The sequence below is a fragment of the Amycolatopsis sp. WAC 01375 genome (assembly GCF_003947325.1).
Classification (GTDB): domain Bacteria; phylum Actinomycetota; class Actinomycetes; order Mycobacteriales; family Pseudonocardiaceae; genus Amycolatopsis.
Genome location: NZ_QHHW01000021.1, coordinates 67,699 through 92,380, shown reverse-complemented (window position 1 = coordinate 92,380; position 24,682 = coordinate 67,699). Strand labels below are relative to the sequence as shown.

Genomic DNA, 24,682 nt, shown 5'->3' with positions numbered 1-24,682 from the left:
CGATGTGCTGTAGCGTGCCGAACATGGGGCCAGGTCAGGTGATCGCCGGTCGTTGTGGAGCTCGGTGCCCTTCTGGCCGGACCGCTACGCATTCATGACGACTATCAATGGTGAGCGCGGTCAGCGCTCTGTTTGGTTTTGTTTTCAATGTAGCTGACGGCCCATTCAAACAATTGTTGTCGCGGCATCTCCAGTGCGTCAGCTAGCTTGACAACGCTGGATACGCTGCTAATGCCGTTGGTGCCACTTTCGAGTTTCGACAGTGTCGAATCTTTCATGCCCGCACGCCGTTGTATCTCTCTTTGTGAGAGGCCGCGCATGCGCCGGACCCGGGTTATCAAGGTGCCAAGCGGCACAGTCAGCCCGGAGTCGAGGTCCGGAAAGCTCACTCTCTGCGGTGCCGTCTTGTTGTGTGTCATGTCAACCTGAAACATCGGAGGGCGGGCTTCGCGCAGAAGATCGCGATCAGCAGGGTCACGGCGAGGACGATCGGCAGATGCCCAGGGCGGGCCGGCGGGTGTCCGGTATTCACGCGGCCTCACCCGTCATCGCGGCGATCGCGGTGGCGGCACCGTCGAGGTCGGGGACCGAGGTGGCCCGAGGGTTCTGGCGAAGGTCGGCGGGCAAGGTTTCGCGGGTGGTGACGAGGATCGCGGCTGCGCAGCCGGCGGCGAGCGCGCCGCGGATGTCGTCGTCGACGCGGTCACCGATGTGCACGATGTCGTGCACGTTGATGCCGTGTGTGGCGGCGATGATCCTCCAGCCGTACGGCTGGGGTTTCCGGGCGCCGAGCTGGAAGCTGGCGAACACACCGTCCAGGTGCTGTCCACAGTGGAGGTCGAGGTCGTCGAGTCGCCGGGGCCCGGCGATACAGGACACGTTGGTCAGCGCGACCACGGAGGCGATCGCGGCCAGCCGGGTCAAGGCGGTGAATGTGTCCGGGTAGGGGGTGAAGCCTCCGGTGTCCCAGGTTTCGGGCCAGGCGTGGTCGGGGATGAGCAGCAGCTCGCGTACTTGCCGGGCGACGCCGGGTGTCAGTTCGGGGGTGACGTGGAGGATGGTGCGGTCGACTTCGGCGGAGTAGGTCGGTGCCCCAGCGATCTCCCGGAGTACGTCGGCGGTGCCGGGCCGGTCGAACTCGCCGAGTGTGTGGCCGACGTCGACGGTGATCAGCACGCGGTCACCGCGCCGGATGTCGTGGCGGTGATCCACGCGAGGTGCGCGGTGACGTCGGTGAGGACCATCGGTAGACCGAAGGAAAGCCCTTCATTTGGTCCACGGCTGATGAGGCCGACTACCTCAAGCATGTCCGCGTCGGACGCGTCCGGCATCGCGAAAACGGGTTGCCCGGAGAAACCCGGTCCGAGCGGGTGGTCCTTCGGTACCGCGGCGCTGAGCTCGCCGTGGCTGAGGCCGAGGAGCATTCCGCTGCGGGGATCGATGATCGTGGTGTCGACCTGGGCGAGGACGCCGTCGCCGTCGTTGCCGCCTGGCCAGCCGAATGTGCGGACGGTCTGCCCCACTTGGGCAGGACTCGTCGCGAGCCGGATCGAGGGCGGGTCGACGGGTTCGGCGAGTTCGACGAGGAGGATGTCACCGACCGCGCCGGAGAGCTTCCCCGGCCGCTGGGGGCGGAACGGGCCAGGTATCGGGGTGTTGATTCGGCGAACGATGCCGGTTCGGACGTCCCGGCCGCCGATCCGGGCGTAGAAGGTCTTCTCGGCCAGCAGTGGCTCGCCGCGTTTGCGGCCGATGTCGCTGAAGATGTGCGCGCACGTCAGGACCCAGCGGTCCGAGATCAGGACACCGCCGCCACACAGGTGGTCCATGACATCGGGGTGAGTCGGAGCGTCGTAGTAGAAGGCGACCGACCAGGGAAGCTCACTGGTGGTGGGGCCGAGGACGGGCTGGCTGACTAGCGCGTCGAAGGACGCTTGGTAGAAGCGGGCACTGTCGCCACCGGGAATGGCGTTCCGGAGAAATTTGAACATGAGAAGTAGTCCTTGATGATGGTTCGGATAGCAGATATCGGCATGAGCCACGGGTGTCGACCGCGGGATGTGCGGCCTTGCCGGGCTGCTGAGATGTGAAACGTGGGAGCGGATCGGTGGCGGCCGTTGCTGGACTGCCACCGACCCGCTGTGGTGCTATCCCGCGAGCGTCAGATCCGACTGCGTGATCCGCGTGTGCGGATCACGCTCGTGGATGGTGCGGACCATCCACGCCAGGAATCGTGGCTCCGCGATCTTGGTGTAGACCGTGGAGCTGACACAGGACTGCGTGTGCGACCGCGACCCGAGTCCAATCAGGACCCAGTCGCGCCCGTACCGCTGCAACGCTCCACCACCGGAGTCGCCGGCACACGCGGTACCGCCGCCCGGGGAAGTGCCCAGGCAGATCTCGCCGCGTCCGATGCCTGCCTCGGCGCAGTCGGCGTTCGGGGCGATCGGGACGTCGAGCTGCCGCAGCCACTGGGGTGCCGGGGCACCCCAGTGGGCCGGGTCCGGATCGGTCATGCCCCACCCGATCATCCGGGCCTGCTGCCAGGCACGCGGGAAACCGAGCTTCGCGGGCTTGACCATCCAACCCGGGACCGGGTGATCCAGCTGGATCAACGCGAGATCCCAGACGTAGCCGTCTCCATCCGGCATACCCCACTCCCAGGGGTCCGGGAGCGAGATCGACGTGACCTTGCGGACCGCGCCGCCGGAGTGCCGGTTGGTCGACCCGATCCGCAGCGTGTACTGCGACGGATCCTGCGGAACCGCCTGTGTACCCACTCCGGCCCGCCGCGGGGGCGGTGCTTGCTGGAACGCCCGCCACGCCACCTCGCCCGCCATGCCGGCGCGTTGCGGCGCGGGAGGCATGACGGACAGGCAATGGGCGGCGGTGAGCACGAACCGCGGATGGATGAGCGCACCGTTGCAGGTGTGCCAATCCTTCACGCCGTTCTTCAGGAGTTGGATCGACCCGGCGCCGGCGTAGGCCTCCGGCGCGCGTTCGCCGCCGACGATCATCGGCGACACATCGTCGCCTCCGGTGTCAACGGTGACCGGGCTGGTGCTGGCGGGTGCGGCCAGGGCCGCACCGTGGTTCCCGCCGTCGGCGGCAGCGACCGGCGCGCCACCGAGACCGGTGGCGACGAACGCCGCCACAACGGCCACGGCGACGCGCAACCCGCCACGGCGGCGGGCTCTCGTACTTGCTTTCACTGTTTCCCTTCTCTCGTGCATTTCGACGCTCACACGGGATGCGCGAGCGCGACTGTGGGCCACCAGGTACACCGGTGGCGGTGCGCGATGATCTGCGTGGCTGATCGACGACGCTCGGCATGCCAGGCTGTTCCGCGCACGGCTCCGTCGAGTACGACAGCCGGTAGGACGGGGACACCGCGGACCTGCACCTGCCTGTCACCGACCGCGCGGGGTTTTCGGTGCCACGCCGCAAACTGCCCTCACGTGAGGGCGTCCTCGGCTGGCTGTGTAGGCACGTCTGCGGGCATCTCACCCACGGGCCGTCCCGCGCCGGCTGTCGGTGGGTGGCCGTGGTCGGCGGCCGCGCCGCGGCGGGCGGCGTCGACGAGATGCTCGTACAACCCTTGCTCGGCACCGCGGGCAGGCGACTCGGCCATCCACGTGACCGGCGTGCCGGCATCGGAACGCACGACGACGAGCCGCACCGCGCAGCGCGATTCCACGTCGACGAAAAGGTGTTCGCGATCCGAGCAGCGGTGCACGATCCGGCGGCCGAGAAGGCCGGACAACCGGGCTCCGGCATCCTCACGATCCAAAGCCGGGTCGTAGTCGACTGGGCTCAGGCGGCGTGGGTGCAGGGCGAGGAGGGTGACGAGGGCACGGTCGACCAGGTCGTCGAGCGCGGCGTCCTGCGCGGGCATGTGGTCGGCGGCGGGCGGGCGCGGCGCGGTCGAGGCGGTCACGATGACGCCTTGGTCGCTATCGCGCACCACACCGGCAGGTCCGGTCCTTGTATGTCCGCGGGCTGCGGTCCGGCCCAATGGGCGATCGGGGCTACTCCGGGGGACTCGAGGTGCCATCCGCTGAACCAGCCCTCGACCTCTTCGCGGTCTCGGAGCGTGAGCTGGGGTTCGGGTGTGGTGGCTAGGTGCTCTGCCAGGGCGTCCAGTGCCGCGGCTTGCTCGGTCCCGGCGGCAGCGTGGCCGAGGGCGCTGACCCCAAGCATGCTGCCGTCGGCGACCTCGTGGTGGTAGGCGCGGATCAGCGCTGCGACGTCATCAGGCCAGTGCGACGGGTCGCCGACCATGGTGAGGCACAAGGGTTTCCCGAGGTCCAGCGACCAGTCCCCAGGCTTGTGGACGTGGTGCAGCGGCCTGTGCACCTCGTGGACCGCCGCGGGGATGGCCGCGGCCCGGGTGTCGTCGCCGTGCAGGATCTGGGCCTTCTCCAGGGCGAGATGCAGGTGCGCGGCGGGAATCTCCTCGCGGGCCACCATCACCGTGGTGGGATCTGCGACGTGGGCTTTCACGATCGTGTGCGGGGTGGTCTGGTTCGGCCCCGACGGCAGTGGCGCGCGCAGTATGACGAACTGGGTGATCTTCTTCCGCGCGGCGTGCGCGATGACCTTGGCCAGAAACTGTTGCTGTGCGCGCAGAGCCCATCGGTAGCCAGGAACAGCAGCGTCGACCATCGTGGCCAGAATTCGATCGGCCTCGAAGATACCCATCTCGGTGATAGTCCGCGGCGGGTCGTCGGCGAGGACGCCGTTGACCCGGGCGACGGTCGGGGCTGCGAGTTCGGTCGCGTGGTGGGGAAGTGTCCCGTGTGGTGGGAGCGAATACGGATCGTGTGTCATGAGGTTCGGGTGCTCCTGTAGGCGGGAACGAGTCCGTGAGACGGGGTGCGGACCGGGCGGACCGCTACCCGCGTGATCAACGCCAAGGATGAGTCCGATGTGGACAGTGGTGAGCTGTGCACTGGTGCGCGGGCGGTTCCGGCGCGGCCGAAGGTCGTGGTGTCCCAGGTGTGGGGGTGGTGGCAGAGAGCGTCGAATTCGGGGGCGGTGCGCAGGATGAGGGGTGTGCGGGTGTGGTGCTCGAATACAGCGCACGCGGCTGGCAGGCCGGTTCCCGCCGGCGTATCTGGGATAAGCGGAGGAACTTGGCTGGCCATGACGCAGCTTCCGGGAGGCAGGACATTCCACAGGCCGGCCAGCAAAGCGTGAGGATCACGGGTGTGTTGCAGCGCGGTGGAGGCCAGCACACAGACCGGTTCGTCCAGGGCGAGCGCACCGATGCCCTGAGCCGAGCGCAGGCACTGCTCGATCCCGGGAGTGGCGGAGAGCCAGTCGACGTCGGGGTCGAGGCTGCAGTTCGTGACGATCCGGGTCCGTACCGCGGTTTCGGCGTCATCCAGCAGATAGAGCACGTGCCAGCCCGCCCCCGCCGGGAGAAGCTCGTGAGCCAGACGCAGCGGCGCGAGATCGGGACTGAAGACGACGGACCGGCGGATCCCCGCATCGAGGGCCTTGTCGACCACTCGGTTCCGGACGCGGTACTCCGCCGCGATCGTCGCCCAGAAACCCGGTAGGGCCCGGCGGAGAAGCGACGCCACGGTGTCGGACTCGGCATGCCCGCGGACTCCCGCCAACGCCGCCCGGATCTCCGCGAGCGACACGAACGGCCCAGGGTGGCCGCGATCGGGCCCTGTGGAGGGGTCGGGTTGGCTGGTGTGCTCAGGCATCGTGGCGTGCTTCCGTGTTCGCAGGATCTGGGTTTAGCGACGCACGTGCGGTGCGTGGCCAGTTCTCGGCATGGACGAGTGCGGTTACGTACCGGGTGGCGGGGGAGGGATGATCAGTTCAGACATCTGGATCGGCTGGCGGAATTTCTTGCCGTAGCGCTGCATCAGGTCCGGGACGCGCTGCAACTCGGTCATGACCGGGTCGCTGCGGTACACCGGCAACTCCATCAGGGCGGCGGTGTCGGCGTCGATCCCTTTCAGGTGCTTGACCGCGACGTCCTCCACCAGCTTCCGGGTCCCGGCTGCTGCCGCCGCGTCCCGCATGGCCCGCTGAAAGCCCGCGATCGCTGCCGGGTTGCCGGCGGCGAAGTCGGTGGTCGAGGCGTACAAGCCGATCGGGAAGCCCTGCGCGGAGCCGGTCGCCGGATCGGCGACGGGGTGCAGACCGTGTTGTTTCTCCGCCGCGGTCGCGAAAGGTTCCGGGAACAACGCGGCCTCGATATCGCCACCTACCACTGCGGCCGCCATGGCCCCGAATTCCAGGTTGGTCCAGGTCACCGAATTCGGGTCGGCGCCGTGGTCGGCCATCAGCGACTTGGTTAGCGTGTCACTCACGCCACCTTCGGCGTTGCGGCCGAGCTTCTTCCCGGCCAGGTCTGGGACCGACTGCACCGGTCCGTACTGGCGCGCGAGGACCCTCATGGTCCGCTCACCGGCGACGGCGGCCTCGGCGACGATCTTCAGCGGGAGCCTGCCGTCAACGGCGTTGACGAAGGCGATGTCGCCCGCATAGGCAATATCTGCGTCGCCGCCGGACAGTTTGGTGATCGCGTCCTGGCCGCTCGAAGCCGGGACCAGCGTGACTGCGATGCCCCGCTGGGCGAAGAGCCCGTGGTCGATCGCGATATGCAGCGGTGCTACGTCTGCCAGCGCCAGAGCCGCGACCTTGACCGGGATACCCGGGCCAGGAGGTGGCTCGTCGCCGCCGAGCAAGCCGCACCCGGCCGTGACGGCGAGAAGAGCGGCACCGGCTGCCACGTGGATGCCGGTACGGACGAGCCTGTGACGCGAGAGAGAGGATCTCATCGGGAGTTCTCCGGGATTGACGAAAGAGCGCCGGGCCGGACACGACCAGGCGGGGAACAGGGGATGACGACTGCGGGGCCGTGTCAGCGGCGCAGGCGCCGTCGGGACGACGTCCGGCGGTGGGGTGCGTCGCCGCGCAGGAGCAGGCCGGCCAGGGACTCCGGGCAGGCGCTGCGCGGTTGCATTTCGGGCTTGTCCAGTTGGTCGCGGTGCAGACCCGCGTCGGCCAGGATCGTCCAGAGTGCCGCGGCCCGGCCGTCCTCCGGGACACAGTTCTGGTGAGCGAGGGTGAGCACGCGATGCCACAAGAAGGTGAACTTCGGATCCGTCAGGACCCAGCCACGGAACAGACCTTTGCGTGCAGCGCGCCCCCGCTGCACCGCCGTCCACGCGACCGTGTACGCGGGCCCCTCGATTTCAGCGAGCATGTCCTCGACACCGAGATTTCGTGACAGGGTCGCGAGGATCGCGCGGCCACACGGCGCGGCCAGGTACTCGACCGCTGTGCCGTCGAGAACCTCGACACGTCCACTGCGGACGCTCACCGCGCCGGCGAGGACGAGCTCAGCGAGAAGTCCGCGCGCTACCGCGGATCTGTCTCGATGGGACTGGCGCGGGACGACGTGATCGCGGTGGTCTTCCTCGGTCGCGGACAGCACTAGCGCCGGAAGGAACGTCGGTCTCTCGTCGTCCACACGCGTCGTGGAATGTGGTGGTTCAAGCAATGTGTCCTCCGTTGGGGACGAGCGGCCGGGTCGGGGCGGCCTTTTCAGGAATACGGGCGCCTAGCAGTACGGCCAGGGTTTTCCCTTGTGCGCCACGGCTCCCACGTTGTAGTCGTCGACGGCGACGTGCTCCAGAATCGGGCCGGGCGGGTACCACTTCGAACACGGAACCAGCGCCGGCGCAGTTGTCAGCGGACTGGGAACGACGAGCGGGAGGCCGCCGAAGAACGTGGCGATCTCCGCTTCCGGGCGGCAAAGCCGCGTACCGAAGCTCTCTTCGAGGGCATCCGCCGCCCTGACGGCCGCCGCGTGGTCGGCGGCGCCGTCGGGGATGCACAGGTGGCTCGCGGCGACGAACGATCCATCGGGAAGCGTGTCGATCTGCCCCGCAGTGACCTCCGCCGGGGTCGTGTCGCTGTCGGACGGCAGAAACGGCAGCGTGGCGCAGTGCAGCAACGCGACCGGTTCGGAGGCGTCCAGCGGAACACTCGAGCTTTCGAACAGCCGGGTCAGCAGGGCCGGGTCGTAGATGTCGTCGTGGATCACACGAACGACAGGCCCACGCTCGTTGGTCCTCGTGTCGAACTCGAGCGCATGGGTCGCGATGTCCAGTTCCGGCTCCACATACACCACGACTGCGTCAGGGGCATCACGGAGAATGAGCTTGTGCAGCGGCGCGGCACTTGTTTCACATTGATCAACGCCGAGCAGTACAAAGTGAGACACCTCAGCGCGGCTGATCAGCATGCGGCACACCCGAACCCGGAACCAGAAATCCTCGGTGAACAGACGCTTTGCGCCCTCGAAACCACCCGGCAGCACCTGAGCGATCTTGTCGGCGGCCTTCCGGTCCTCGACGTAGTTGTCCTTGCCGCCGACCAGCGCGTCGATCACCCGCACACGACTACGCCGCTCGTGACCCGCCAGCTGCTCTGACGGCATCAACCGCGTTGCGGCGACACTGGAGCCCACGTGCAATGTCCTCTCGATTTTGTTGGGGTGATCTTCAGGTCGTGTGGAGCGAACGACCAGGAAGGTCGACCGGGCGGTGGCTGAAGCAACCGGGCGGTCTGGGTGTTTGAGCAGTAGAAATAGCTCTGCGTGTTCGGCGATTCTTCGAGGCGTCAGGCATGGAAACCGCTCTGAGGTGCACGGCCCAATGCTGGGCCGAAGGACTGCCGTCGGCTTCGTGGCTGACTTCCGCCGAGACGGCCAGGCGCTGGTGGCCATGACGTGACGCAGTCCGTCGGCGGCACACCCAATCGCGCGTGCCTTCTGCGTAAGGCGCTCTCCCCGGTCAGGCACGGTTTCGACGCGAAGGGCGATAGAGGTCCTCGCCGGTCATCGCATTTACCGCCATCACCGGGGGCCCTCGACGCGCGGCAGGTCCTGGCGATTGCTCGCGGGCATTGATCAGGTCGCTTGTCTCGGGGACAAGTGAACGCGGCGCTTGGTCCGTGGTCGATCGCAAACCCGCGGCGCCATCTGCCGTCCTGGTTGCTGCGCACGAGTCCGACGATCACTTCGATCGCCTGGCCATGCGTGATGACGACGAGCAAGCGATGCTCTTGTCGCCACCACCGAGTTCTCATACCAGGAACTTTGTCGCAGAGTGATCGGTGGCAACACGGCCCGTGACGGCTACTTGGGTGGCAAGACCGACGCGAACTAGGCGTGAAAGGCATAGATCAGCCGGATCGGCGCCAAGACGCTAGCCTCCGCGACGTGGATCTTCTGCCGTTCGACGACTACGTGCGATCGCTCAACCGGAAACGAATGTCCGCCGGTGTCCTCTACCGCGACGAGAACGACCGGGTATTGATCGTGGAGCCGTCCTACAAAGAGCACTGGGACATCCCAGGCGGCGCCTGCGACGAAGGGGAGCCGCCGTGGCGCACCGCTGCCCGTGAAGTCCGAGAGGAACTGGGCACTGACGATCGGAAACCCGGCGATCTGATCGTCATCGACTACATCTCCGCCGACGACCGCATGCCCGAAGGACTCGCTTTCATATTCGACGGAGGCCTGATCAGCGACGACGACGTTGCGCAGCTCGACATCACCGACCCCGAGATCGTCTCTGTCAACCTGATGCCGCTCGACGCCGCCGCACCCAAGCTGAAGCCGATCCTCGCTCGCCGGGTCGCCGCTGCACTCGACGCCGCCCATTCCGGCCGACTAGTGATTTGCGAAGACGGATACCCCGTCGGGAGTTAGGCTGGACGGCCGGAAACCGGAGGCGCTATGACCGGAGACACACGGACCCCGTTCGCGGAGAACCTCGCCCGGTTCCGCAAAGGGCGGAACCTCTCCCAGGAACAACTGGCCGAAGCCGCCGATGTCGGCATCGACACCGTGGCTCGGATCGAGCAGGGCGTTCGCGCCACGTGTCGCCCGAAGACTCTGAGCAGTCTCGCGACCGCCCTCGGCGTCACGGGCGACGCGCTGCTTGGCGTGGTTCCGCAGCCACACTCCCGCGACGTCGACGTCGCACCGCTTCGGAAAGCCATCACCGCCGACGCCCGCATCCCTGGTCTTGAAGACTTCGCCGAGTCGCGCGAGCTCCTGCCGCTCGCGGAGCTGACGACCAGCGCACACAGCGCCTGGCGCGCTTACGTCGATGGCCACCACAACGAACTTCTCCATGCACTGCCCACCGTGCTCACCGACGCCCGAAGGGTCGTCCGCGATACACACGACGAACAACGGGCAGGTGCGCACCGTGTCCTCTCCACTGCCTACCGTCTCGGCGCCGGAATCGCCGGACGACTCGGCCTCGACGACCTCGCCTACACCGCGGCCACCCGCGCGCTCGACGCCGCCACCGAATCCGATTCCCCCGAAGTCGAAGCCGCGATCTCCCTCCGCTACCTTGCCTGGACTCTCATTCGCCAAGGCCGCGCCGACGAAGCCGAACGCGTCGCCACCGAAGCCGCTGCGGTCATCGAACCCAGAATGCTCGACCGCGACCCCGTCCGGGCCGGCGTCTTCGGCAACCTGCTGTTCAACGCCGCTACAGCCGCGCTCTCATCCGGAAGTGCGGACCGAGCCGAAGACCTCCTGGCGGCAGCACACGCGGCCGCCATCCGCTCACGCGGCGACACCGCGACGGAAGCCGCGATCTTCGGGCCCCGCGTGGCAGCGCTCCAGCGCGTGGACCTCGCTGTCCGCTCCGGAGACCCCGAGCGAGCTCTCCACCTGGCTGGCGAGGTTCCCGAGGTCGAGGGTGGCGACGTTCCTGCGTTTTGGGAGGCGGGCCACCGGCTGTACCTTGCGGCCGCCGCTGCGGAACTGCGCCGCGATCGCGCGGCCTTGGCGTGGCTCGCCGAAGCGAAAGACCTCGCCTCCGATTGGGTGCGCTACCAGCCACTCGGGAAAGCCACGATGAAACGAATCGTCGATCGCGCCACGCGACGCCGTGGCCCGGAGTTTGCCGAGCTCGCCGCTCACTACGACGTAATCGCCTAGGTGTAGGGGGCAGACGCCGTACTTCTACACGAAGACTGGCTGGCCTCGTCCTACCTCCTAGCACGGGAGGTCGAACAAGCGGTGGAGATACTCGGCGACGCGGCGGAGCTGCCTGCCGGCGTCAGTTCGGTACGTCCGGCGCGGGGAACTAAAACGGTGGCGTGCCGCCTGGCCCGCTACTGCGCATGCCCTGCCGTCGCCGACTTGCTCGCTCGCCTGGGGCTCTAGCGGGGTCGGGTCGCGTCCTCGGCCCAGGCCAGATAGTGGGCGGAGCCCCTGACTAGCTCGACGGCTGTCACCTCAGGCTTGTTCCACGGGTGATTCGCGATGATGTGCGCTTCTAACTCGGCGTACCTTCCATCGGTCGTCTTGAACGTCACGTTGAACTCTTCACCTTGGCCAGACTTGCCAAGGTGCCAGAAGAACGAGGTGACCGGTCCGACGACCTGCGCGGTGGCCGCCAGGCAGGCTGCGACGGCTGAGGCCGCGAGCTTCTCGCCGGACTCGCGGTCTGGGGTGGCTGTGGTCACGACAAGGTGATCTGTCATGCCGGCAGCGTAGGGCCACAACCAACTCCGAAGCCCGTGCGCGAACCATCCACTGTTCATCGTGCCGAATCGCGTCTGTACGAGGTGCAGCCTTCGGGATCGGCCGTCCACTGCCGACGTTCGCTAAGGTCGGGGAACTGCGTTGTCGACAACCTGAACGCTTTATGCAGCTCCGGGGCCGTTGCGGTAGAAGCAGGGCCAGGAGGTCCCCAGTGCATGACCAGAGAAAGGGCATGGCCAGCGTGATCCGCTCCGTTGTGTTCGACGTCGGCGAAACGTTGATCAAGGACGATCGGGAGTGGGGGGCGTGGGCCGATTGGCTTGGAGTCCCGCTGAATACCTTGTCCGGCCTGGTGGGAGCGGTTACGGCGGCTGGCTTCAACAACGCTGAGGCGTTCCAGCTCATCCGACCCGGCTTCGATCTTGCTGCCGAGCGGCAGCTACGGGAGCAAGCCGGTGTTGGCGAGCGGATCGAGGAGTCGGATCTCTATCCCGACGTCCGGCGCGCACTCGAAGCCCTGAAGGCTTCGGGCTATTGGCTCGGGATCGCGGGCAACCAAACCGATCGCGCCGCCGAGCTACTCCGGCGACTCACGTTGCCCGTCGATGCCATCGCTACGTCCGGCGAGTGGGGAGTCGCGAAACCAGACGGCGAGTTTTTCCAGAAAGTTGCCGAGCTCGCGCCGGGGGAGCCGCACGAGATTCTCTATGTCGGCGATCATCGGGACAACGACATCGTGCCCGCCCGCGCCGCCGGGTTGCGATCAGCCCTGGTCCGCCGCGGCCCGTGGGGGTACTTGTGGGCCAGCGATCCGATCATCCGCGAGAACGCTGACTGGGTGATCGACTCACTCGCCGAACTTCCTGGCCTGCTCACTTCCTGACTACAGCCCGGAACCGCTTCGGCTCTGCGGCTTCACCAGGCTGGCAGCGAAACCCGCGAACGCATCACGCAACTGTCCGCGTGCGGTGAGCTCGAGGTGATCGACCACGTCGATGACCTGCGAATGTTCACGGACGTGCTCAGGTGCGATGCGCCCGGCCTCCCTGAACGCGCTCAGCACACGTTCGGGCTGATCGGCGAGGTGGAACGCGCGTCCCAGGTCGATGTAGAAATGTGAGCGGCGCTCCGCGGGCATCGTGATCGGTGGCGCCCAGCTGCTAGCCAGTCGCAAGGCGCCGCCGACGTCGCCGAGTTCCACGGCAAGTGACAGCTGATGGATACGCACGGACGGCACGCCGAACACCGTTCCCAGGTGGACGCCCTCATTCACCTGCCGCGCTGCCTGCTTCGCTTCCTCGATGTGGTCGCGCGCTCGCAGTGCGCTCCCAGCCCGCGCGGCCATGACGGCCGCACGCATGTGCAAGGTGCCGTACGTGGCCGCTGCGGTCTCGGACGCGCTGACGCGAATCTTGTTAGCCGCCGCCGTCAGCATGCGGCTACCGGCATCCAGGTCATGGGTTGCGAAGTAGATCTCGCCCCGTACATATGCGGCACTCCCGACGAGCAGTTCGTCTCCGGACTGCGTCGCGGCGGTTCGCATCAGGTCGATGATCCGTGCCGAGAGGTCGTAATACCCGAACTTGTCCGCGATCGCATCAGCTGCCCGATACGTGCGAGCGAGCAGGCCGGCGTAGTGAGGCTTCAGCGTCGGCGGTGCGGAGAGGATCGCTCGGTGCAGTTCAGGCAATAGCTCGTTGACGTCGGCCGCCAGCACGGCATAGCCAGATTGCAGCCGTCGTGCCACGACCGTTTGAACTGCCTCCGTCAGCTCGGAAAGAGGGCGAACAGGTCCGTCCTCGGGCAGATCCCGAGTGTTCAGGACGCGACGAAGCTGCGGTATGTCCGAATGCACCACGCTGGGCGCAGGGCTTCCCGGTCGTGACGAATCGTCTCGCCAGTTGATGACGTTCTTGCCTGCGCTGCTCAACTCGGGGGAACCGTCGGGACGAACAGGTGCAGAAGGGACGTCACCGTCTGTCGGTTCTGCCTCCATCTTGTGGTCAGCGAATGGTTCATGTGTGTTGTCGGTGGGGGGATCAAGGTGTAGGGCGAGTTGCCGGCGGGTGACGCGGAGTTCCGCGGCGAGACGTTGCTGGAGGAAATGCGTGCCGGGTTTATAGGTGCCGTTCTCCCACTGGCGAACCGTCTTCACGTCGATGCTGAGGGCTTCCGCAAGGCTCTCCTGCGTGTGGCCTGCTGCCTTACGATCTGCAACCAGCCCTAGGCGTGGAATCTTCACCAAAGTCCTCTCGACAAGTTCATGACCCGCATCGTCGCTGGTCAACGCTACCAAACTCCCGGTTCGCTTTCGGTTAGCTGGCGGGATCGGCTTGGTTGGAACGCCCGGCTAGGCCGCCCCGAGAAAGTCAGCCCGCGTGTGCCAAATCGCGACGTCGTCCCGCCCACTGCGAATCGGCCCAGCCGGGTGGCATCTCGGCAAGCCGGTCCGGCGCGCCCTGGCGAGAACCCGAATGGTCGCCGGGCTGGTGCACCACGAATACCTATTGGCCCAAGAGAGGCTGCCTGCGGTTGATGCGGAGTTTATGGCAAGGCGCCGCTGAAGAACGAGTGTGTGAGGCCTGTAGGTGCCGGTCTCCCCGTTGCCGACGGTTTTCACGTCAAACCGAGCGCTGAGGGGCAGCTCTCCTGAGTACGGCCTGCTTGCTCACGATCAGTGACCAGTCTCGGCGTGGAATCTTTCGCAAAGTCCACTCAGCTAACCATCTGCACGAATCGTCGCTGGTCATAGCCATCAAACGTCCGGTTTGCGCCCGGTTACGCGTGGGCGGGCGCCCTGGTCGGGGCAGTTGGCGAAGCGCAAGATCATGTTCCTGAAGGAGCTGGATTTCGTTGAGCCGCCGCCGAGCCTGACCGATGCGGGTGCGGCGTCGTGTATCCGACTGCGGCTAGGTCGTCTTGTGAGGGAAGAGTCGTGAAAGTTGTCCGCTGTATTGCACATGTCGCTCCAGTGAGGAGAAAACAAGCGGCGTATGAGTGTTGATGCCACAACAGCGATCTCCACCTCTGACCGGTATTGGATGGTTGCGTCGGGTGCCTCCTTTGCAGGTGGGAGGGATTTACTATCTCGCTGGGGTGTCGGCGGTTCACTCAAGCCTCGTTCATGCGCTTGATCTCGATGTGTGGAGCCAGAGCCAGCTCCTTCTTCCGCTGTGTCTGCCGGCTTCGTTGCGCGCCGATCATGTCTGCGAAGGCCGTCGGGGTGTACCAAGGTTCCGCACACGACGGTCCCCTGTGGACTGTCATTGTTGTTGGGAGAGGCTTTCTGAAGCGGCTACGACGTGGTTTCCGATCGCCTCCGATCACAGCACCACGCCTCCAAGCCCTCGAATCTGGTGGTCTCCAGTCCGGGCAGATCGTTTGTTGCAGGATTTTCAGCAGGATCCGGAGGCGTACAAGCAGGCCCGTTCGCACCGCACCGAGGTCAGACGCTTGGCGGACTTGGTGGCGCGGGCGCCGGTTACTGAGGTTGTCAGTGTTAGGGGCGATGTGCTGTCGCACAGCGGAGATCTGGTCGAGCCCGGCACTGGGAAGGACGTCACGGTGCTTGTCCGCCGTGTGTTGGCTGGCGTTGGCGCTTGTAGAGGGGATTCGGTGTGCGCAGAGGTTTTGTGTGGTCCGGTCAGGTCCGGTTCATGACCTACAACTTATCGGATCATGTCCCCGTAGTCGCCTGCTGCAAGCCGACTGGCATAGCCGAGTTCCACTGTGAGAGTGGCGGTGGGTAGGGGACGGGCATGTCGCCGTCCTACCGGGTTGGGTTGTACTACCGGGCTCGACGGCGACGGCGGCAGGGGAGCTCGGTGATGCCGTGCCGCGACGGTGTGATGGCGCGGATGCCGTGGCAGCGCAGCAGTGTGAACCCGCGGGCCGCGCAGTGGTCGACGATCGGCGAGGCCGTCATCGAGTCGGCCGGTGACGACGCCGTGGATGCTGATTGGTCCGGGCCGGGGGAGAACAGGGCGGTGTTTGTGCGCTGGATGCCGCGCTACGAGCGGTCGCCGGATCGGATGTGGGCCGTCCTGGAATGGCGGGCACACAAGGTTCTCGTGGTCGACATCGCGGTTCTGGTCGGCGTGCCGGAGGCGAAAGTGTGGTCGTGGCTGCGGCGGCATGCGCGTGAGGCAAGGAAAGAACGGGAAGCTGCCGCGCTGACGCGGCGGCCGATGAGTGGGGAGACGACGTGACGGGCACCGAGCTGCGGTTACGGACCGCGACAGCGAACGTGAAACGTGGGGGATGCAACCGCCGGACCCGGTTTCACGATCACGATAAGCTGGCGGCGACCTTGTCCGCGGCTTCGCGAGGCGCCGCACGCGCTCGGCCGAGCATGGTGCTGCTGATCGCGGCAGTCGTGGCCGGATGCGGTCCAGCCCCGGTGAGCCCGCTGCCGCCGTCGCCGACGACAACCCGGACGATCGGGCTGACGACCCAGGTGCCGCCGTATGCGGGAGCGCCCGCCGTGCGTGACCCGCTGCCGCTCACCGTGCTGTCCGGCCATCCGCGCACAAGCGCCCTCGCTCCGGCCCAGGTCATGCAGATCCGGGGATCGAGGCCACCGGCAAATCCGACCGCACCGAACCGAACGGGCCGACCTGCCTGTGGGAGAACCCGGTGACCGCGCGGACGGTCAGAGTGGCCTTCGCGACGACACACCGGCAGGGCCTCAGCGCGATCTATCCGTCCCCGGGCCCAGACGAGGGCTGGGTGTGGCGGGTGTGGCGGGAGCTGACGGTGGGTGGGTACCCGGCTGTGGCCACGACACAGGATCCGCAGTGGTACTGCACCGTCACGGTCGGCCTGGCCGACGACGCCGCAGTGGGGGTTTCGCTGGTCGGCCGCGTCGGCGACACCCACGACGTGTGCGCGGCGACCGGCCCGGTCGCCGAGCTGGTCGTCGCCATGCTGAAGAAGGGAGCCGGCCGGTGACGGAGAGGGCGTCATCTGGAGGTGTATGGCGCGACCGGACGGGGCGGCGGCCGACGGTGGTGGCAGACCACGTCGGGTGGTGGTTCGACGGTGAGGGGCGCTGGCGGCGATTGCTGCGTGGGGGATCGGGCGCGGTGTGGCTGGCCGTCGCCGCGCCGCGCCCTGACGGTGGCCACGACATCGCCCTTGACCTCGTTGCCGGACGGCCTGGCAGCGAACCCGAGGTCGACGTCATCGACCCCGCCATACTTGTCAATCAGGGATCCACGTTGAGCCAGAAACTCCTCGCGGCTGGTCCGGTGGCGCGGGTCCGTGCCGGTGACTTGTGGGAGGCGCTTCTCGGCGCGATCTTCCGATGCACCATGCCGCTCGAGGACGCGCGCACCGTCTACCGGGACACCTCCAAGGCACTCGGGCGGGGCTACGACAGCCCCCTGGGCCGGGAGTGGCTGTTTCCCGGGCCTGCCACCGTTCTCGAGCTCTCGGCGGACGTGTTGGAGGTGCACGGTCTGGGCGTGGTCCGCGATCGGCTGCGGACCGCGGCGTGGATCATCCGGGCTCTGGAGCCCGAGTGGTGGACTGTGCCGTGGGACGGGTTGCGCACCGTTCTGGCGCCGGTGTCGCGGATCGGGTCACTGGTCGCCGACGCGGCGGTCGCCGACCTGTCCGGAGATTTCCGTTTCCTCTCGCCCAGCGACTTCCTGGTCAGGAAATGTGTCCATGCGCTGGATCCCGCGACGTCCTGGCCGGACGACGCCGCGGACTTCGGCGTCAGGTGGCAGGAGATGACCGGCATCCAACGATCGGCGTGGACCAAACTCGTTCTCGCCGGGGAGACCGCGACCGTGACTTCGTGTCGTGACACGCGTCCACGCGGACGCACAGCGGCTGGACACCTCTGTACTGAGACCGGACTTAAGACGTGAACGGAAGACGACATACCACTGTGGACAGACTTGACAGCGTCCGTGCCCCCGCATTGGCCCGTTGCGTCGCAGAGGAGGCTGCGGTGACGATCCGCTGCTACAGCGGGCCGAACCTGCCTGAAATGCTGATGACACCGACGGTCGCCCGGCTCATGTGGGAATGGCGTGCCGGTTATCAACCGGCACTCGCCGCGGTGGGCGCGGAACTGTCACCCCGTCGTCGCGCTGTCCTGAAACGGGCTTCGCCGCCACGCCTGGTGTTCGTGGTGGGCGAGGAGACGCTGACGAGGTTCGAGGCGCGCAACCCTGATCCGGACACCGCGGCGGAGCAGTTGAGAAGTCTTCGTGATGACGCGTGCGACCGACATGTCAGCGTCCTGCTCCATCCGTTGACCGCGCCCGCGCTGCCGTGGCCGGCTGGCCGGTTCACGGTCACCACCGGAGCGGACGGGCGGCATACGGCCTTTGTCGAGACGCTGGGACCGAGCGGGCTTCTGATCGTCCGGGATCCGGAGCACATCGAGGTGTACCTGACGATATTCGCCGCACTGCGCCGCGACAGCGTGAGCGAGGACGCCAGTCTCGTCCGGATCGCCGAGACGCTCCCAGCACGCCAGACGGCGGCCGCCACGGTATCCGGTGACCGGCCGGGTACGCCGATGCGCACCGTCCGAGGGTGAGACAGGTTCGTCGCCCGGGGCGTCACTGCTGCCGGCGCTTAGCTGGTGGGGCGCAGTGCGTGTCGGCCGGTGGCGTGATCGATGTTGCTCAGGTCTGTGAGCAGGACGCTGAGTTCGCGCGGGAGCTGGCACCGGGCTCGGCGGCGCCACTGCGGGCGAGGACATGCTGCGCAGTCGCCGTTGGTGTCGATCTGGTGTTGGTCCAGCAGCGCGCGCAGCGCGCCGGTCAGAATCGGAACTCCCTGAGCCAGTTGTTGCAGGGAGGCGGAGTCGGCCTGGAGTGCGGCGCGGTCGTAGCTGTCGAGACGTGTCGTCACCTCGTCGGTGAACGCCTGCGTGAGGACGTAGGTCACGAGTTCTCCTTACGTGGATGCCGATGTCGTCGCCGGCATCGGACACAACGGCACTGCCGGGTGCGTATCTACGGTGGTGGAGCGTTGCGCGGGAACGACCGTCTCGCAGTCATGCGGGTCTGCTGCCGTGTTGACCGGAAGATCGCAGCCCGTCACTGCGGTGGGGGCGCATTCTCCGATCCGGTCGGGTTCCCGGCGGCCTGGTGGCTGGTGGGGAAGCTCGGTGACCGTGGCGGTGGTCATGGTGCGCCACCGTGCTCCGAAAGCGACGGGAAAGGTCGTTTGGGAGAGCCTGGAGTACTGGTAGGGCGGGACTTTGCCGGTGATCGTGTGCCCGTCGATGACGGCCGTGACGAGAGTGCCGATCCACGGCAGGGCCGGAGCGGTTCTGGTCGGGCTCACGAGGGCGGGCCGGGTTCTGGGCTGGTTGGGGGCACGTGTTTGGGGCCTTTCGTGGGCAGCTGGCGAAGCTTCTTGAGTACGCGTTCCATGACGGTGTGGTCGGGGATCGGCAGCGGGCGGTATACCGGTCGTGCGGTGGCGAACGGGGCCGCTGGCCGTGCAAGCTGCAAGGGCGGCGGGCGGTGGGGGAGCAGGTCGGCGGCGAGCACGGCGACCGCGGGCAGTCTGTGCCGGGGAACCGTGGGGGCCAGCATCAGTACGCTCTCCCGGGCGAGGTCCAGATATCCAGCCAGCGGCAGGTAGGCGGTCGGCGGGTCACTGTGGCGGGCGCGGGCGGCGACGGTTGTTTCGCTTTTCCGGCAGTGACAGCGGCAGACGCAGTGTCGTCGGGTCAGGCGCACGGTCCAGGCGGTGACGTCGCGCTCCGGTTCGGTGTCCGCTGGCCCCCAGGTGTGCTGGTCGCGGGCGCAGTCGCCGCAGCGGGCGGGATCCGGGTGCATGGCACGGCGGCTTATCGGCTCGGCAGGGCGTGAAGGTGCGGGACGTCGGGTTCGAGGATGGTGCGGTGGACCCGAAGGGTCCGGTCCCGGTCCCGGTCCCGGTCCGTGAAGGGAGCGGTCCGGGACGGCGGTGTCGTGATCATCGGGGATCGTCCTGGCCTGATGCGGCGCGGCGGGCATCGAGGACCTGCGATCGCCACATGACGAACCCGTGGCCACATTGGTACGCGGCCCGCTCCCAGGCCCAGGTGTCGCAGCAATGACCTCCGACAGCGAAGGGCACACCGGGCTCGACGACGAGCACGGAATCAGCGGGTGGGACAGCGGTCTGGTGTGGCACAGAGATCAGCTCCTCGAAGGACCGTGATGGAGAAGGGCATGGGGGTGGGTGCTCCGCGCCGGGGCGGGAACGCGCCGGACAGCGGCGGCCGCCTGCGCTGCCCGGCGGCGGGGGCTGTCACGGGGCAGCGAGCTGGTCACGGCGAGTACGGCGCGGAGCACCTGGTCGTGGTGACTATCGGGGTCGGGAGGTCGCCCACGGCGCCGTGGGCGAGCCGGGATCTCACCCGCTCGTTTCCGGCGTTGAGTAGAGGGAGGGTTGGGCGGTTGCTGGTGCGACCGGTCGTTCCTCGGCTGCGAGGGGGAGGGTGTCGAGGATCCGGTCGACGGCGCTTCGCGAGCCGGGGGAGCTGTCGCGCAGGTGACGCCACCGCACCCCGCGGACCTCCGGGGCCCGCATGCGCAGATCCGTGCGGGTGGCGACGGTGGCCATCACCAGCGTCCCTGCCTGCACGACTCCGTGCGCTGTCTGGCTGGTGGCCCCGAGGTGGTGCACCGGGGTGCGGGGGAAACCCCAATCCGACAGAAGCCACGTGGCGGCGTGCTCGATCGAACCTTGCGGTACGTGGGGGACCGAGGGCAATTGCCATTCCGGTTCCTGGAATGGCGGTGTCAGGGTGCATTGCAGGACGTCATCCTGATGAATAATGGCCACCATGAGGCAGGTGTCAGTGCTGTCGGAGGTCACGCTGTTCCTCGCGTTGTCGTCTATTTCCGGATCGGAGGCCGGAGGCGGCCGTAATCCGTTGGTGCCGGGCAGATAGCCGGTGCGTGCCCGGTGTCTCTGCCGTGCTGTGAGCGTGCCTCGCCGGTGCCTGTCGCGGAACCCCGTCGTGTTGCAGCCACTTGCAGCGCGCTGCAATTCGCGTTGCAGCGCTATTGCAGTCCACGATGCTGGACGGCACAGTGGAGCGGGATAGGGAGGGCGGGGACAATGAATTTCCGGTGGACGGCGCAATCGGCGATGGCTCTGAAATCGGCGCTGAACCTGAACCTGGTGTCTTTTGCCGAGCATCTTGGGCTGAGCCCCAGTACCGTCAACCACTGGAGCGCACCTGGATCGTCGGTCACCCCGGGCAGGGAGGCGCAGGAGTTGCTGACCGTCGCGCTGGACCAGGCTTCCGGCGAGGTTCGGAACCGGTTCTGGGCCACGGTGGCAGCCGGAACCGGCGACCCGGCCGGCGACCCCGAGCGGCTCGACCTCGGCGGGCAGATCCGGGACGGAGCGAAGCTGTCGATGACGCTGGCCGACGAGGCCGCCCAGCTGGCCTCCAGCGACGAACAGCTGAGCTACCTGCGCGACGAGCTGTGCAGGATCGCCGTCGCCTATGTCCACACGCCACTGTCCACGGTGGTCGACGACCTTCGCGACGCGCAGAAGACCCTGGCGGCCATCACCCAGACCGCGCACCGGCCGCGCAGCGCGCAGGAAGCGACTGTCCTGTCCGGAGTGCTGTGTCTGCTCCTCGCGCACGCGAGCCAGAACGCGGGCGACCAGAAAGCGGCGCTGCAGCAGCTGCGGTCGGCGAGCACCTTCGCGAACGTCGCGGGCAGTGACGCGCTGCGGGCCTGGACGCTGGGCTCCGCGGCACTGATGCTCGAGTGGTCCTCGCGGCCCGGGGAGGCCGCCTCACGGGCCCGAGAAGGACTCCTGTACCCGGTCAGCGCGCAATCGCACCAGCGGCTGCTGGCGATCATCGCCAGGTCGGCCGCGCGAGCCGGGGACGCCCCGGCCGCGCGCGACGCACTCGCCCGGCTCGGCGACCTGGACCCGACACCCGCAGCCCGTGACGACGTCGTCGACTTCGGCGGGCTGCTCAGTTTCCCGGTGACGAAGCTGACCTACTACCAGGGCGGGGCCCTGACGCTGCTCGGCGACTATGACCTCGCCGAACGCCACTCCGTGACCGCGATCGACGGCTACGAGACCGGCCCCCTGGAAGACCGCTCGTACGGTGACGAGGCACTGTCCCGGCTGGACGTGACCCGCGCCCGGCTCGGCCAGGGCGACGTCACCGGCGCTCTCGCAGCCGCAGAGCCCGTCCTCACCCTGGACGACCAGCTCCGGATCCGGCAGATCGACACCGCCATCGGGGGCCTGCGCGCGGACGCACACGCCCTCGCCGGACGTCGTCACCGCGACGCCGCCGAGCTCACCGACCGCCTCACCGGCTACCTGACTGCGGCCCGGCAGGCGCCACGAGCACTACCATCGGCTCGTGCCTGATCTCCCGGACACCGCCGCCCTGGTCCTCGCCTGCCGCGAAGCGGGCCTCGACCCCGGTGACGCGGTCCTGCTGCGGCGGCACGCCACCACCGTCTACCGCATCCCCCGCCCCGGCCCCGATCAGGAAGTGATCGCCAAGGTCGCCCCGCGCGCCGCCCGTGCCCGCGCGGAGCGCGCTATCCACCTGACCCGCTGGCTACGCGCCCACGACTTCCCGTGCACCGAACCAGCCGAGATCAGCCAGCCGATCGACGCCGGCGCCTTCGTCGTCACCTTCTGGAAGCACTACGACCAAACCCAGCGGGGCCTGCCCGGCGCCCGGCACCTCGGCGCGCTGCTCCGGCGGCTGCACGCCCTGCCATCACCGCCCATCGACCTGCCCGCGGCCGCGCCGCTGCGGCACTTCGCCGACCTCGTGACCTCCTCGAACACCTTGCCCGACGACGACAAAACGTGGCTGGTGGCCGAACGCCACCGTCTGCTCACCGAGTACTCCGAACTCGACTTCCCCCTCGGCACCGGCATGCTCCACGGCGACGCCTACCCCGGCAACACCCTCTGGGACGGTGACACACCGCTCCTCGGCGACTGGGACGAACCCGCCTTCGGCCCCCGCGAACTCGACCTCGCACCCACCCTGCAAGGCGGCATCCGATTCGGACGCAGCACCACCGAACTCGACGCCTTCACCACCGCCTACGGCCACGACCCCCGCGACTGGCCCGGCCTCGCCACGCTCACCGGCCTCCGGGACCTGCACACCCTCGGCTCCTTCATCCGCCACGCCCAGCACGGCGACACCAACGCTGTGAGCGAACTCGACATCCGAATCGCGTCCCTGCGCCGACGAGACAACTCCTCCTGGCGCGCCGCATGACCCGACAGCAACGATGAACGCCGTCCACGTCAGCATCGCCCAAAACCCGCCGCTCCATGACAGCGACGACAAGGTCTTCACCACCCGGGACGCCGTCATCGTGCTCGATGGCGCCAGCGCCCACGCCGCCGTCCCAGTCAGCCCCTCCATTTATGCCGACACTCTGGCAGGCATTTGCACCACCACCACCTCGACCGCGACGCCGACATCGACCTTGCCGGGGCGCTCGCCGACGCAATCACCGCCACCACGATCCAGCTGAACCTGACCGCTGGTAGGTCCCCGTCCAGCACGGTGACCATCCTGCGCCGCCGCGACGAGCACGTCGACGTGCTCACGCTCGGCGACAACCTGGTGGTGCTGCCCGGCCGGACGATCACCGATCCACGCCTCGATCACCTCGACATTCCCGAACGTCGCCAGTACAAGCAGCGCCTCGCCGACGGCACGGGATTCGACGACACCCACCGCGGACGCTGGTCACACTCCAGCGGAAGCAAGCGGCACGCCGCAACCGGCCCGGCGGCTACTGGATCGCCGAAACCGACCCGGCCGCCGCCTACCAGGCCATCCGCGCCACCATCCCCGTCGAGCAGATCCCGTGGGCGATCGTGGCGACCGACGGCGCCTACACACCCATGCAGCACCTGGGCATCACCGACTGGCCTACCATCAGCGCGATGACGGCGGCAGATCTGCACGACATCCTGAGCCGCTGCCATACCTGGGAAGACGACGCCGATCCCGTCGCGCGGGCGCTGCCGCGCGCGAAACGCCACGACGACAAAACCCTCGCCGCAGTGCGCATCTAGCCACGGGCGGCACTACGTCATACCCCGACTCCGTCATGGTGATTCCGCAATGACCTGTGGTGCGACACCAAAACTGAGGGTTCCCAGAGCGCTATCACCGGTTCCGTCGCTCGCCGCCCAGAGTTCAACGAGGACACTCTCACCTGACTCCGCGATTCCCAGGAAGTAGCGGCCGCGACCGAGTTCGCCGATCGGGAAGAGGTTACTGCCGAGATGGACACCCCAGCCGCCGAATCTGTCCGTCTCTGACTCGACGTCTCCAGGGGTTCAGCTCGAGGGGCTCTCGCGTGCGCGAGATGCCACCCTCGCTGCGGTTGACCCGCAGGCCGCCACACTCGGCGAGAAATCGTTCAGCGGCTGGGGGATTACGTCCAGGTCAATGCTCCGTCGTCGCGGATGGCCGGCGCTCCTGGGCCAGTCTGGGACTCGGCGGCGGCGCGGTGGCGATCGAGGCGTCCGGCGGTGTCGGTCAGCATCGCGGCGATGCTGGCCCAGGGGGTGCGGTGGGCGCCTGCTTGTGCCATCCAGTCCATCACGCAGCCGTGGTGGTTGCCGGGGCGCAGGTCGAGGGCGAGGATGGCGCCGTCGACACCGCGGCAGATGGGGATCAGTGCGGTGCAGTATCCGAAGGTGGCGTCGCCGGCGGAGCGTAGGTGGTGTCCGTCGGGGCGGCAGCAGTCCTCGTCGGGATAGCGGCTCAGGCTGGCCCATTCCTCCCGGACACGTGCCACCGGTAGTGGCATGTGTACCTCTGGGAAGGTGAAAGCGGTGCGGTAGTCGCGTTGGTCGTCGACACCGTCCATCAGGCCCCACCACCGCAGCAGGTCACCGGGAAGCGCCTGCCCTACCGCTTTCTGCGTCGCGTGGATGTCCTCGGCGGGCGCCGGGGGCCGGAGTGTGGCGGCGGTGACTGGCGCATGGATGTGCAGCCAGGCCGTGATCCGCTCCCAGGCCGCGTCGATGCCGCCGTTCACGCCCGCACGCTCCCTTGCGATCGTCGATGGGTGTGGTGGCCCCGCTGGGAGGCGATCGTCCCGGCGGGCCACCACGGTTGCCGTCAGTCCCGGTACT

General features: G+C 67.7%; 27 protein-coding genes and 1 pseudogene. 10 read left to right on the top strand and 18 right to left on the bottom strand.

The features are described from left to right. Positions 1–104: 104 nt before the first annotated feature. From DL991_RS10460 to DL991_RS10415, 10 genes are all read right to left on the bottom strand, one after another. Positions 105–419, bottom strand: a complete 315-nt coding sequence (locus DL991_RS10460; protein WP_158634413.1) for a helix-turn-helix domain-containing protein — start codon at positions 417–419, stop codon at positions 105–107. Positions 420–528: 109 nt separating this feature from the next. Further along, positions 529–1,176 (bottom strand): HAD hydrolase-like protein, encoded by a 648-nt coding sequence (locus DL991_RS10455; protein WP_158634412.1) that lies wholly within the window; start codon positions 1,174–1,176, stop codon positions 529–531. Then, positions 1,170–1,991, bottom strand: coding sequence for a trypsin-like serine protease (locus DL991_RS10450; RefSeq protein ID WP_125783433.1), 822 nt, complete (start codon positions 1,989–1,991; stop codon positions 1,170–1,172). Before DL991_RS10450 ends, DL991_RS10455 begins: the two co-directional genes overlap by 7 nt. Before the next feature lie 156 nt (positions 1,992–2,147). After that, the gene (locus DL991_RS10445) at positions 2,148–3,212 is read right to left on the bottom strand and encodes a trypsin-like serine protease (protein ID WP_158634411.1); all 1,065 of its coding nucleotides are present in this window, start codon (positions 3,210–3,212) and stop codon (positions 2,148–2,150) included. A 242-nt stretch (positions 3,213–3,454) separates the two neighbouring features. Beyond that, positions 3,455–3,937, bottom strand: a complete 483-nt coding sequence (locus DL991_RS10440) for a hypothetical protein (protein WP_125783429.1) — start codon at positions 3,935–3,937, stop codon at positions 3,455–3,457. After that, the gene (locus DL991_RS10435) at positions 3,934–4,830 is read right to left on the bottom strand and encodes an SAM-dependent methyltransferase (protein ID WP_125783427.1); all 897 of its coding nucleotides are present in this window, start codon (positions 4,828–4,830) and stop codon (positions 3,934–3,936) included. The genes DL991_RS10440 and DL991_RS10435 overlap by 4 nt, the downstream gene beginning before the upstream one ends. Beyond that, positions 4,827–5,717, bottom strand: coding sequence for a hypothetical protein (locus DL991_RS10430; protein ID WP_125783425.1), 891 nt, complete (start codon positions 5,715–5,717; stop codon positions 4,827–4,829). Before DL991_RS10430 ends, DL991_RS10435 begins: the two co-directional genes overlap by 4 nt. An 84-nt stretch (positions 5,718–5,801) precedes the next feature. After that, the gene (locus DL991_RS10425; RefSeq protein WP_158634410.1) at positions 5,802–6,710 is read right to left on the bottom strand and encodes an ABC transporter substrate-binding protein; all 909 of its coding nucleotides are present in this window, start codon (positions 6,708–6,710) and stop codon (positions 5,802–5,804) included. Positions 6,711–6,886: 176 nt separating this feature from the next. Continuing rightward, positions 6,887–7,498: a hypothetical protein gene (locus DL991_RS10420; RefSeq protein WP_125783421.1), complete on the bottom strand. Its 612-nt coding sequence runs from the start codon at positions 7,496–7,498 to the stop codon at positions 6,887–6,889. Between the two features lie 90 nt (positions 7,499–7,588). After that, entirely contained in the window at positions 7,589–8,470 is an 882-nt protein-coding gene (locus tag DL991_RS10415; protein ID WP_255433248.1) for an SAM-dependent methyltransferase, read from the bottom strand. A gap of 783 nt (positions 8,471–9,253) precedes the next feature. On the opposite strand from DL991_RS10415, the gene DL991_RS10410 reads away from it, so the two are divergent. Both DL991_RS10410 and DL991_RS10405 read left to right on the top strand, forming a co-directional pair. Continuing rightward, positions 9,254–9,745: an NUDIX hydrolase gene (locus DL991_RS10410; RefSeq protein WP_125783417.1), complete on the top strand. Its 492-nt coding sequence runs from the start codon at positions 9,254–9,256 to the stop codon at positions 9,743–9,745. 27 nt (positions 9,746–9,772) lie between these two features. Then, positions 9,773–10,996 carry a helix-turn-helix domain-containing protein gene (locus tag DL991_RS10405; RefSeq protein ID WP_125783415.1) on the top strand — a complete coding sequence of 408 codons (1,224 nt, stop codon included), beginning with the start codon at positions 9,773–9,775 and terminating at the stop codon, positions 10,994–10,996. Positions 10,997–11,220: 224 nt separating this feature from the next. On the opposite strand, the gene cutA is transcribed toward DL991_RS10405, so the two are convergent. Beyond that, positions 11,221–11,544 (bottom strand): divalent-cation tolerance protein CutA, encoded by a 324-nt coding sequence (gene cutA, locus DL991_RS10400; protein WP_125783413.1) that lies wholly within the window; start codon positions 11,542–11,544, stop codon positions 11,221–11,223. A 242-nt stretch (positions 11,545–11,786) separates the two neighbouring features. Here cutA and DL991_RS10395 point away from each other — a divergent pair, with 242 nt between their 5' ends. Further along, a complete protein-coding gene (locus DL991_RS10395; RefSeq protein ID WP_125783601.1) occupies positions 11,787–12,428 on the top strand; it encodes an HAD family hydrolase in 642 nt (213 codons plus the stop codon). Here the strand turns inward: DL991_RS10395 and DL991_RS10390 are convergent, their stop codons facing one another. Further along, positions 12,429–13,832 carry a helix-turn-helix transcriptional regulator gene (locus DL991_RS10390; RefSeq protein WP_125783411.1) on the bottom strand — a complete coding sequence of 468 codons (1,404 nt, stop codon included), beginning with the start codon at positions 13,830–13,832 and terminating at the stop codon, positions 12,429–12,431. A 1,540-nt stretch (positions 13,833–15,372) separates the two neighbouring features. On the opposite strand from DL991_RS10390, the gene DL991_RS10385 reads away from it, so the two are divergent. After that, a complete protein-coding gene (locus DL991_RS10385) occupies positions 15,373–15,753 on the top strand; it encodes a hypothetical protein (RefSeq protein WP_125783409.1) in 381 nt (126 codons plus the stop codon). 79 nt (positions 15,754–15,832) lie between these two features. Here DL991_RS10385 and DL991_RS10380 read toward each other — a convergent pair whose 3' ends face one another. Beyond that, positions 15,833–16,102, bottom strand: coding sequence for a hypothetical protein (locus tag DL991_RS10380; protein ID WP_125783407.1), 270 nt, complete (start codon positions 16,100–16,102; stop codon positions 15,833–15,835). Between the two features lie 12 nt (positions 16,103–16,114). On the opposite strand from DL991_RS10380, the gene DL991_RS10375 reads away from it, so the two are divergent. Genes DL991_RS10375 through DL991_RS10365 form a run of 3 tightly spaced genes read left to right on the top strand, consistent with a single transcriptional unit; the run spans position 16,115 to position 18,101 of the window. After that, on the top strand, positions 16,115–16,495 hold the full coding sequence (locus DL991_RS10375; RefSeq protein WP_125783405.1) for a DUF3558 family protein: 381 nt from the start codon (positions 16,115–16,117) through the stop codon (positions 16,493–16,495). Then, entirely contained in the window at positions 16,492–17,421 is a 930-nt protein-coding gene (locus DL991_RS10370; protein ID WP_158634408.1) for a hypothetical protein, read from the top strand. Before DL991_RS10375 ends, DL991_RS10370 begins: the two co-directional genes overlap by 4 nt. Then, positions 17,418–18,101, top strand: coding sequence for a Scr1 family TA system antitoxin-like transcriptional regulator (locus DL991_RS10365; RefSeq protein WP_370306010.1), 684 nt, complete (start codon positions 17,418–17,420; stop codon positions 18,099–18,101). The genes DL991_RS10370 and DL991_RS10365 overlap by 4 nt, the downstream gene beginning before the upstream one ends. A gap of 38 nt (positions 18,102–18,139) precedes the next feature. Here DL991_RS10365 and DL991_RS10360 read toward each other — a convergent pair whose 3' ends face one another. Next, positions 18,140–18,454 carry a hypothetical protein gene (locus DL991_RS10360; RefSeq protein WP_125783399.1) on the bottom strand — a complete coding sequence of 105 codons (315 nt, stop codon included), beginning with the start codon at positions 18,452–18,454 and terminating at the stop codon, positions 18,140–18,142. Between the two features lie 1,464 nt (positions 18,455–19,918). Further along, complete coding sequence (locus DL991_RS10355; protein WP_125783397.1) at positions 19,919–20,383, bottom strand: hypothetical protein; 465 nt, start codon at positions 20,381–20,383, stop codon at positions 19,919–19,921. 276 nt (positions 20,384–20,659) lie between these two features. On the opposite strand from DL991_RS10355, the gene DL991_RS10350 reads away from it, so the two are divergent. Together DL991_RS10350 and DL991_RS10345 are read left to right on the top strand one after the other, a co-directional pair. Beyond that, positions 20,660–21,922: a hypothetical protein gene (locus tag DL991_RS10350; protein WP_125783395.1), complete on the top strand. Its 1,263-nt coding sequence runs from the start codon at positions 20,660–20,662 to the stop codon at positions 21,920–21,922. After that, on the top strand, positions 21,915–22,799 hold the full coding sequence (locus DL991_RS10345; RefSeq protein WP_125783393.1) for a phosphotransferase: 885 nt from the start codon (positions 21,915–21,917) through the stop codon (positions 22,797–22,799). The genes DL991_RS10350 and DL991_RS10345 overlap by 8 nt, the downstream gene beginning before the upstream one ends. A 150-nt stretch (positions 22,800–22,949) precedes the next feature. Here the strand turns inward: DL991_RS10345 and DL991_RS10340 are convergent, their stop codons facing one another. Continuing rightward, on the bottom strand, positions 22,950–23,267 hold the full coding sequence (locus DL991_RS10340; protein ID WP_125783391.1) for a hypothetical protein: 318 nt from the start codon (positions 23,265–23,267) through the stop codon (positions 22,950–22,952). Between the two features lie 143 nt (positions 23,268–23,410). Between DL991_RS10340 and DL991_RS10335 the strand changes: the two genes are divergently transcribed. Further along, positions 23,411–23,611 carry a hypothetical protein gene (locus tag DL991_RS10335; protein ID WP_125783389.1) on the top strand — a complete coding sequence of 67 codons (201 nt, stop codon included), beginning with the start codon at positions 23,411–23,413 and terminating at the stop codon, positions 23,609–23,611. 33 nt (positions 23,612–23,644) lie between these two features. Here the strand turns inward: DL991_RS10335 and DL991_RS43965 are convergent. Next, positions 23,645–23,851 (bottom strand): annotated as a pseudogene (locus tag DL991_RS43965) (hypothetical protein); the annotation flags it as partial. Between the two features lie 125 nt (positions 23,852–23,976). Continuing rightward, positions 23,977–24,585 carry an SMI1/KNR4 family protein gene (locus DL991_RS10325; protein WP_125783388.1) on the bottom strand — a complete coding sequence of 203 codons (609 nt, stop codon included), beginning with the start codon at positions 24,583–24,585 and terminating at the stop codon, positions 23,977–23,979. Positions 24,586–24,682: the final 97 nt, after the last annotated feature.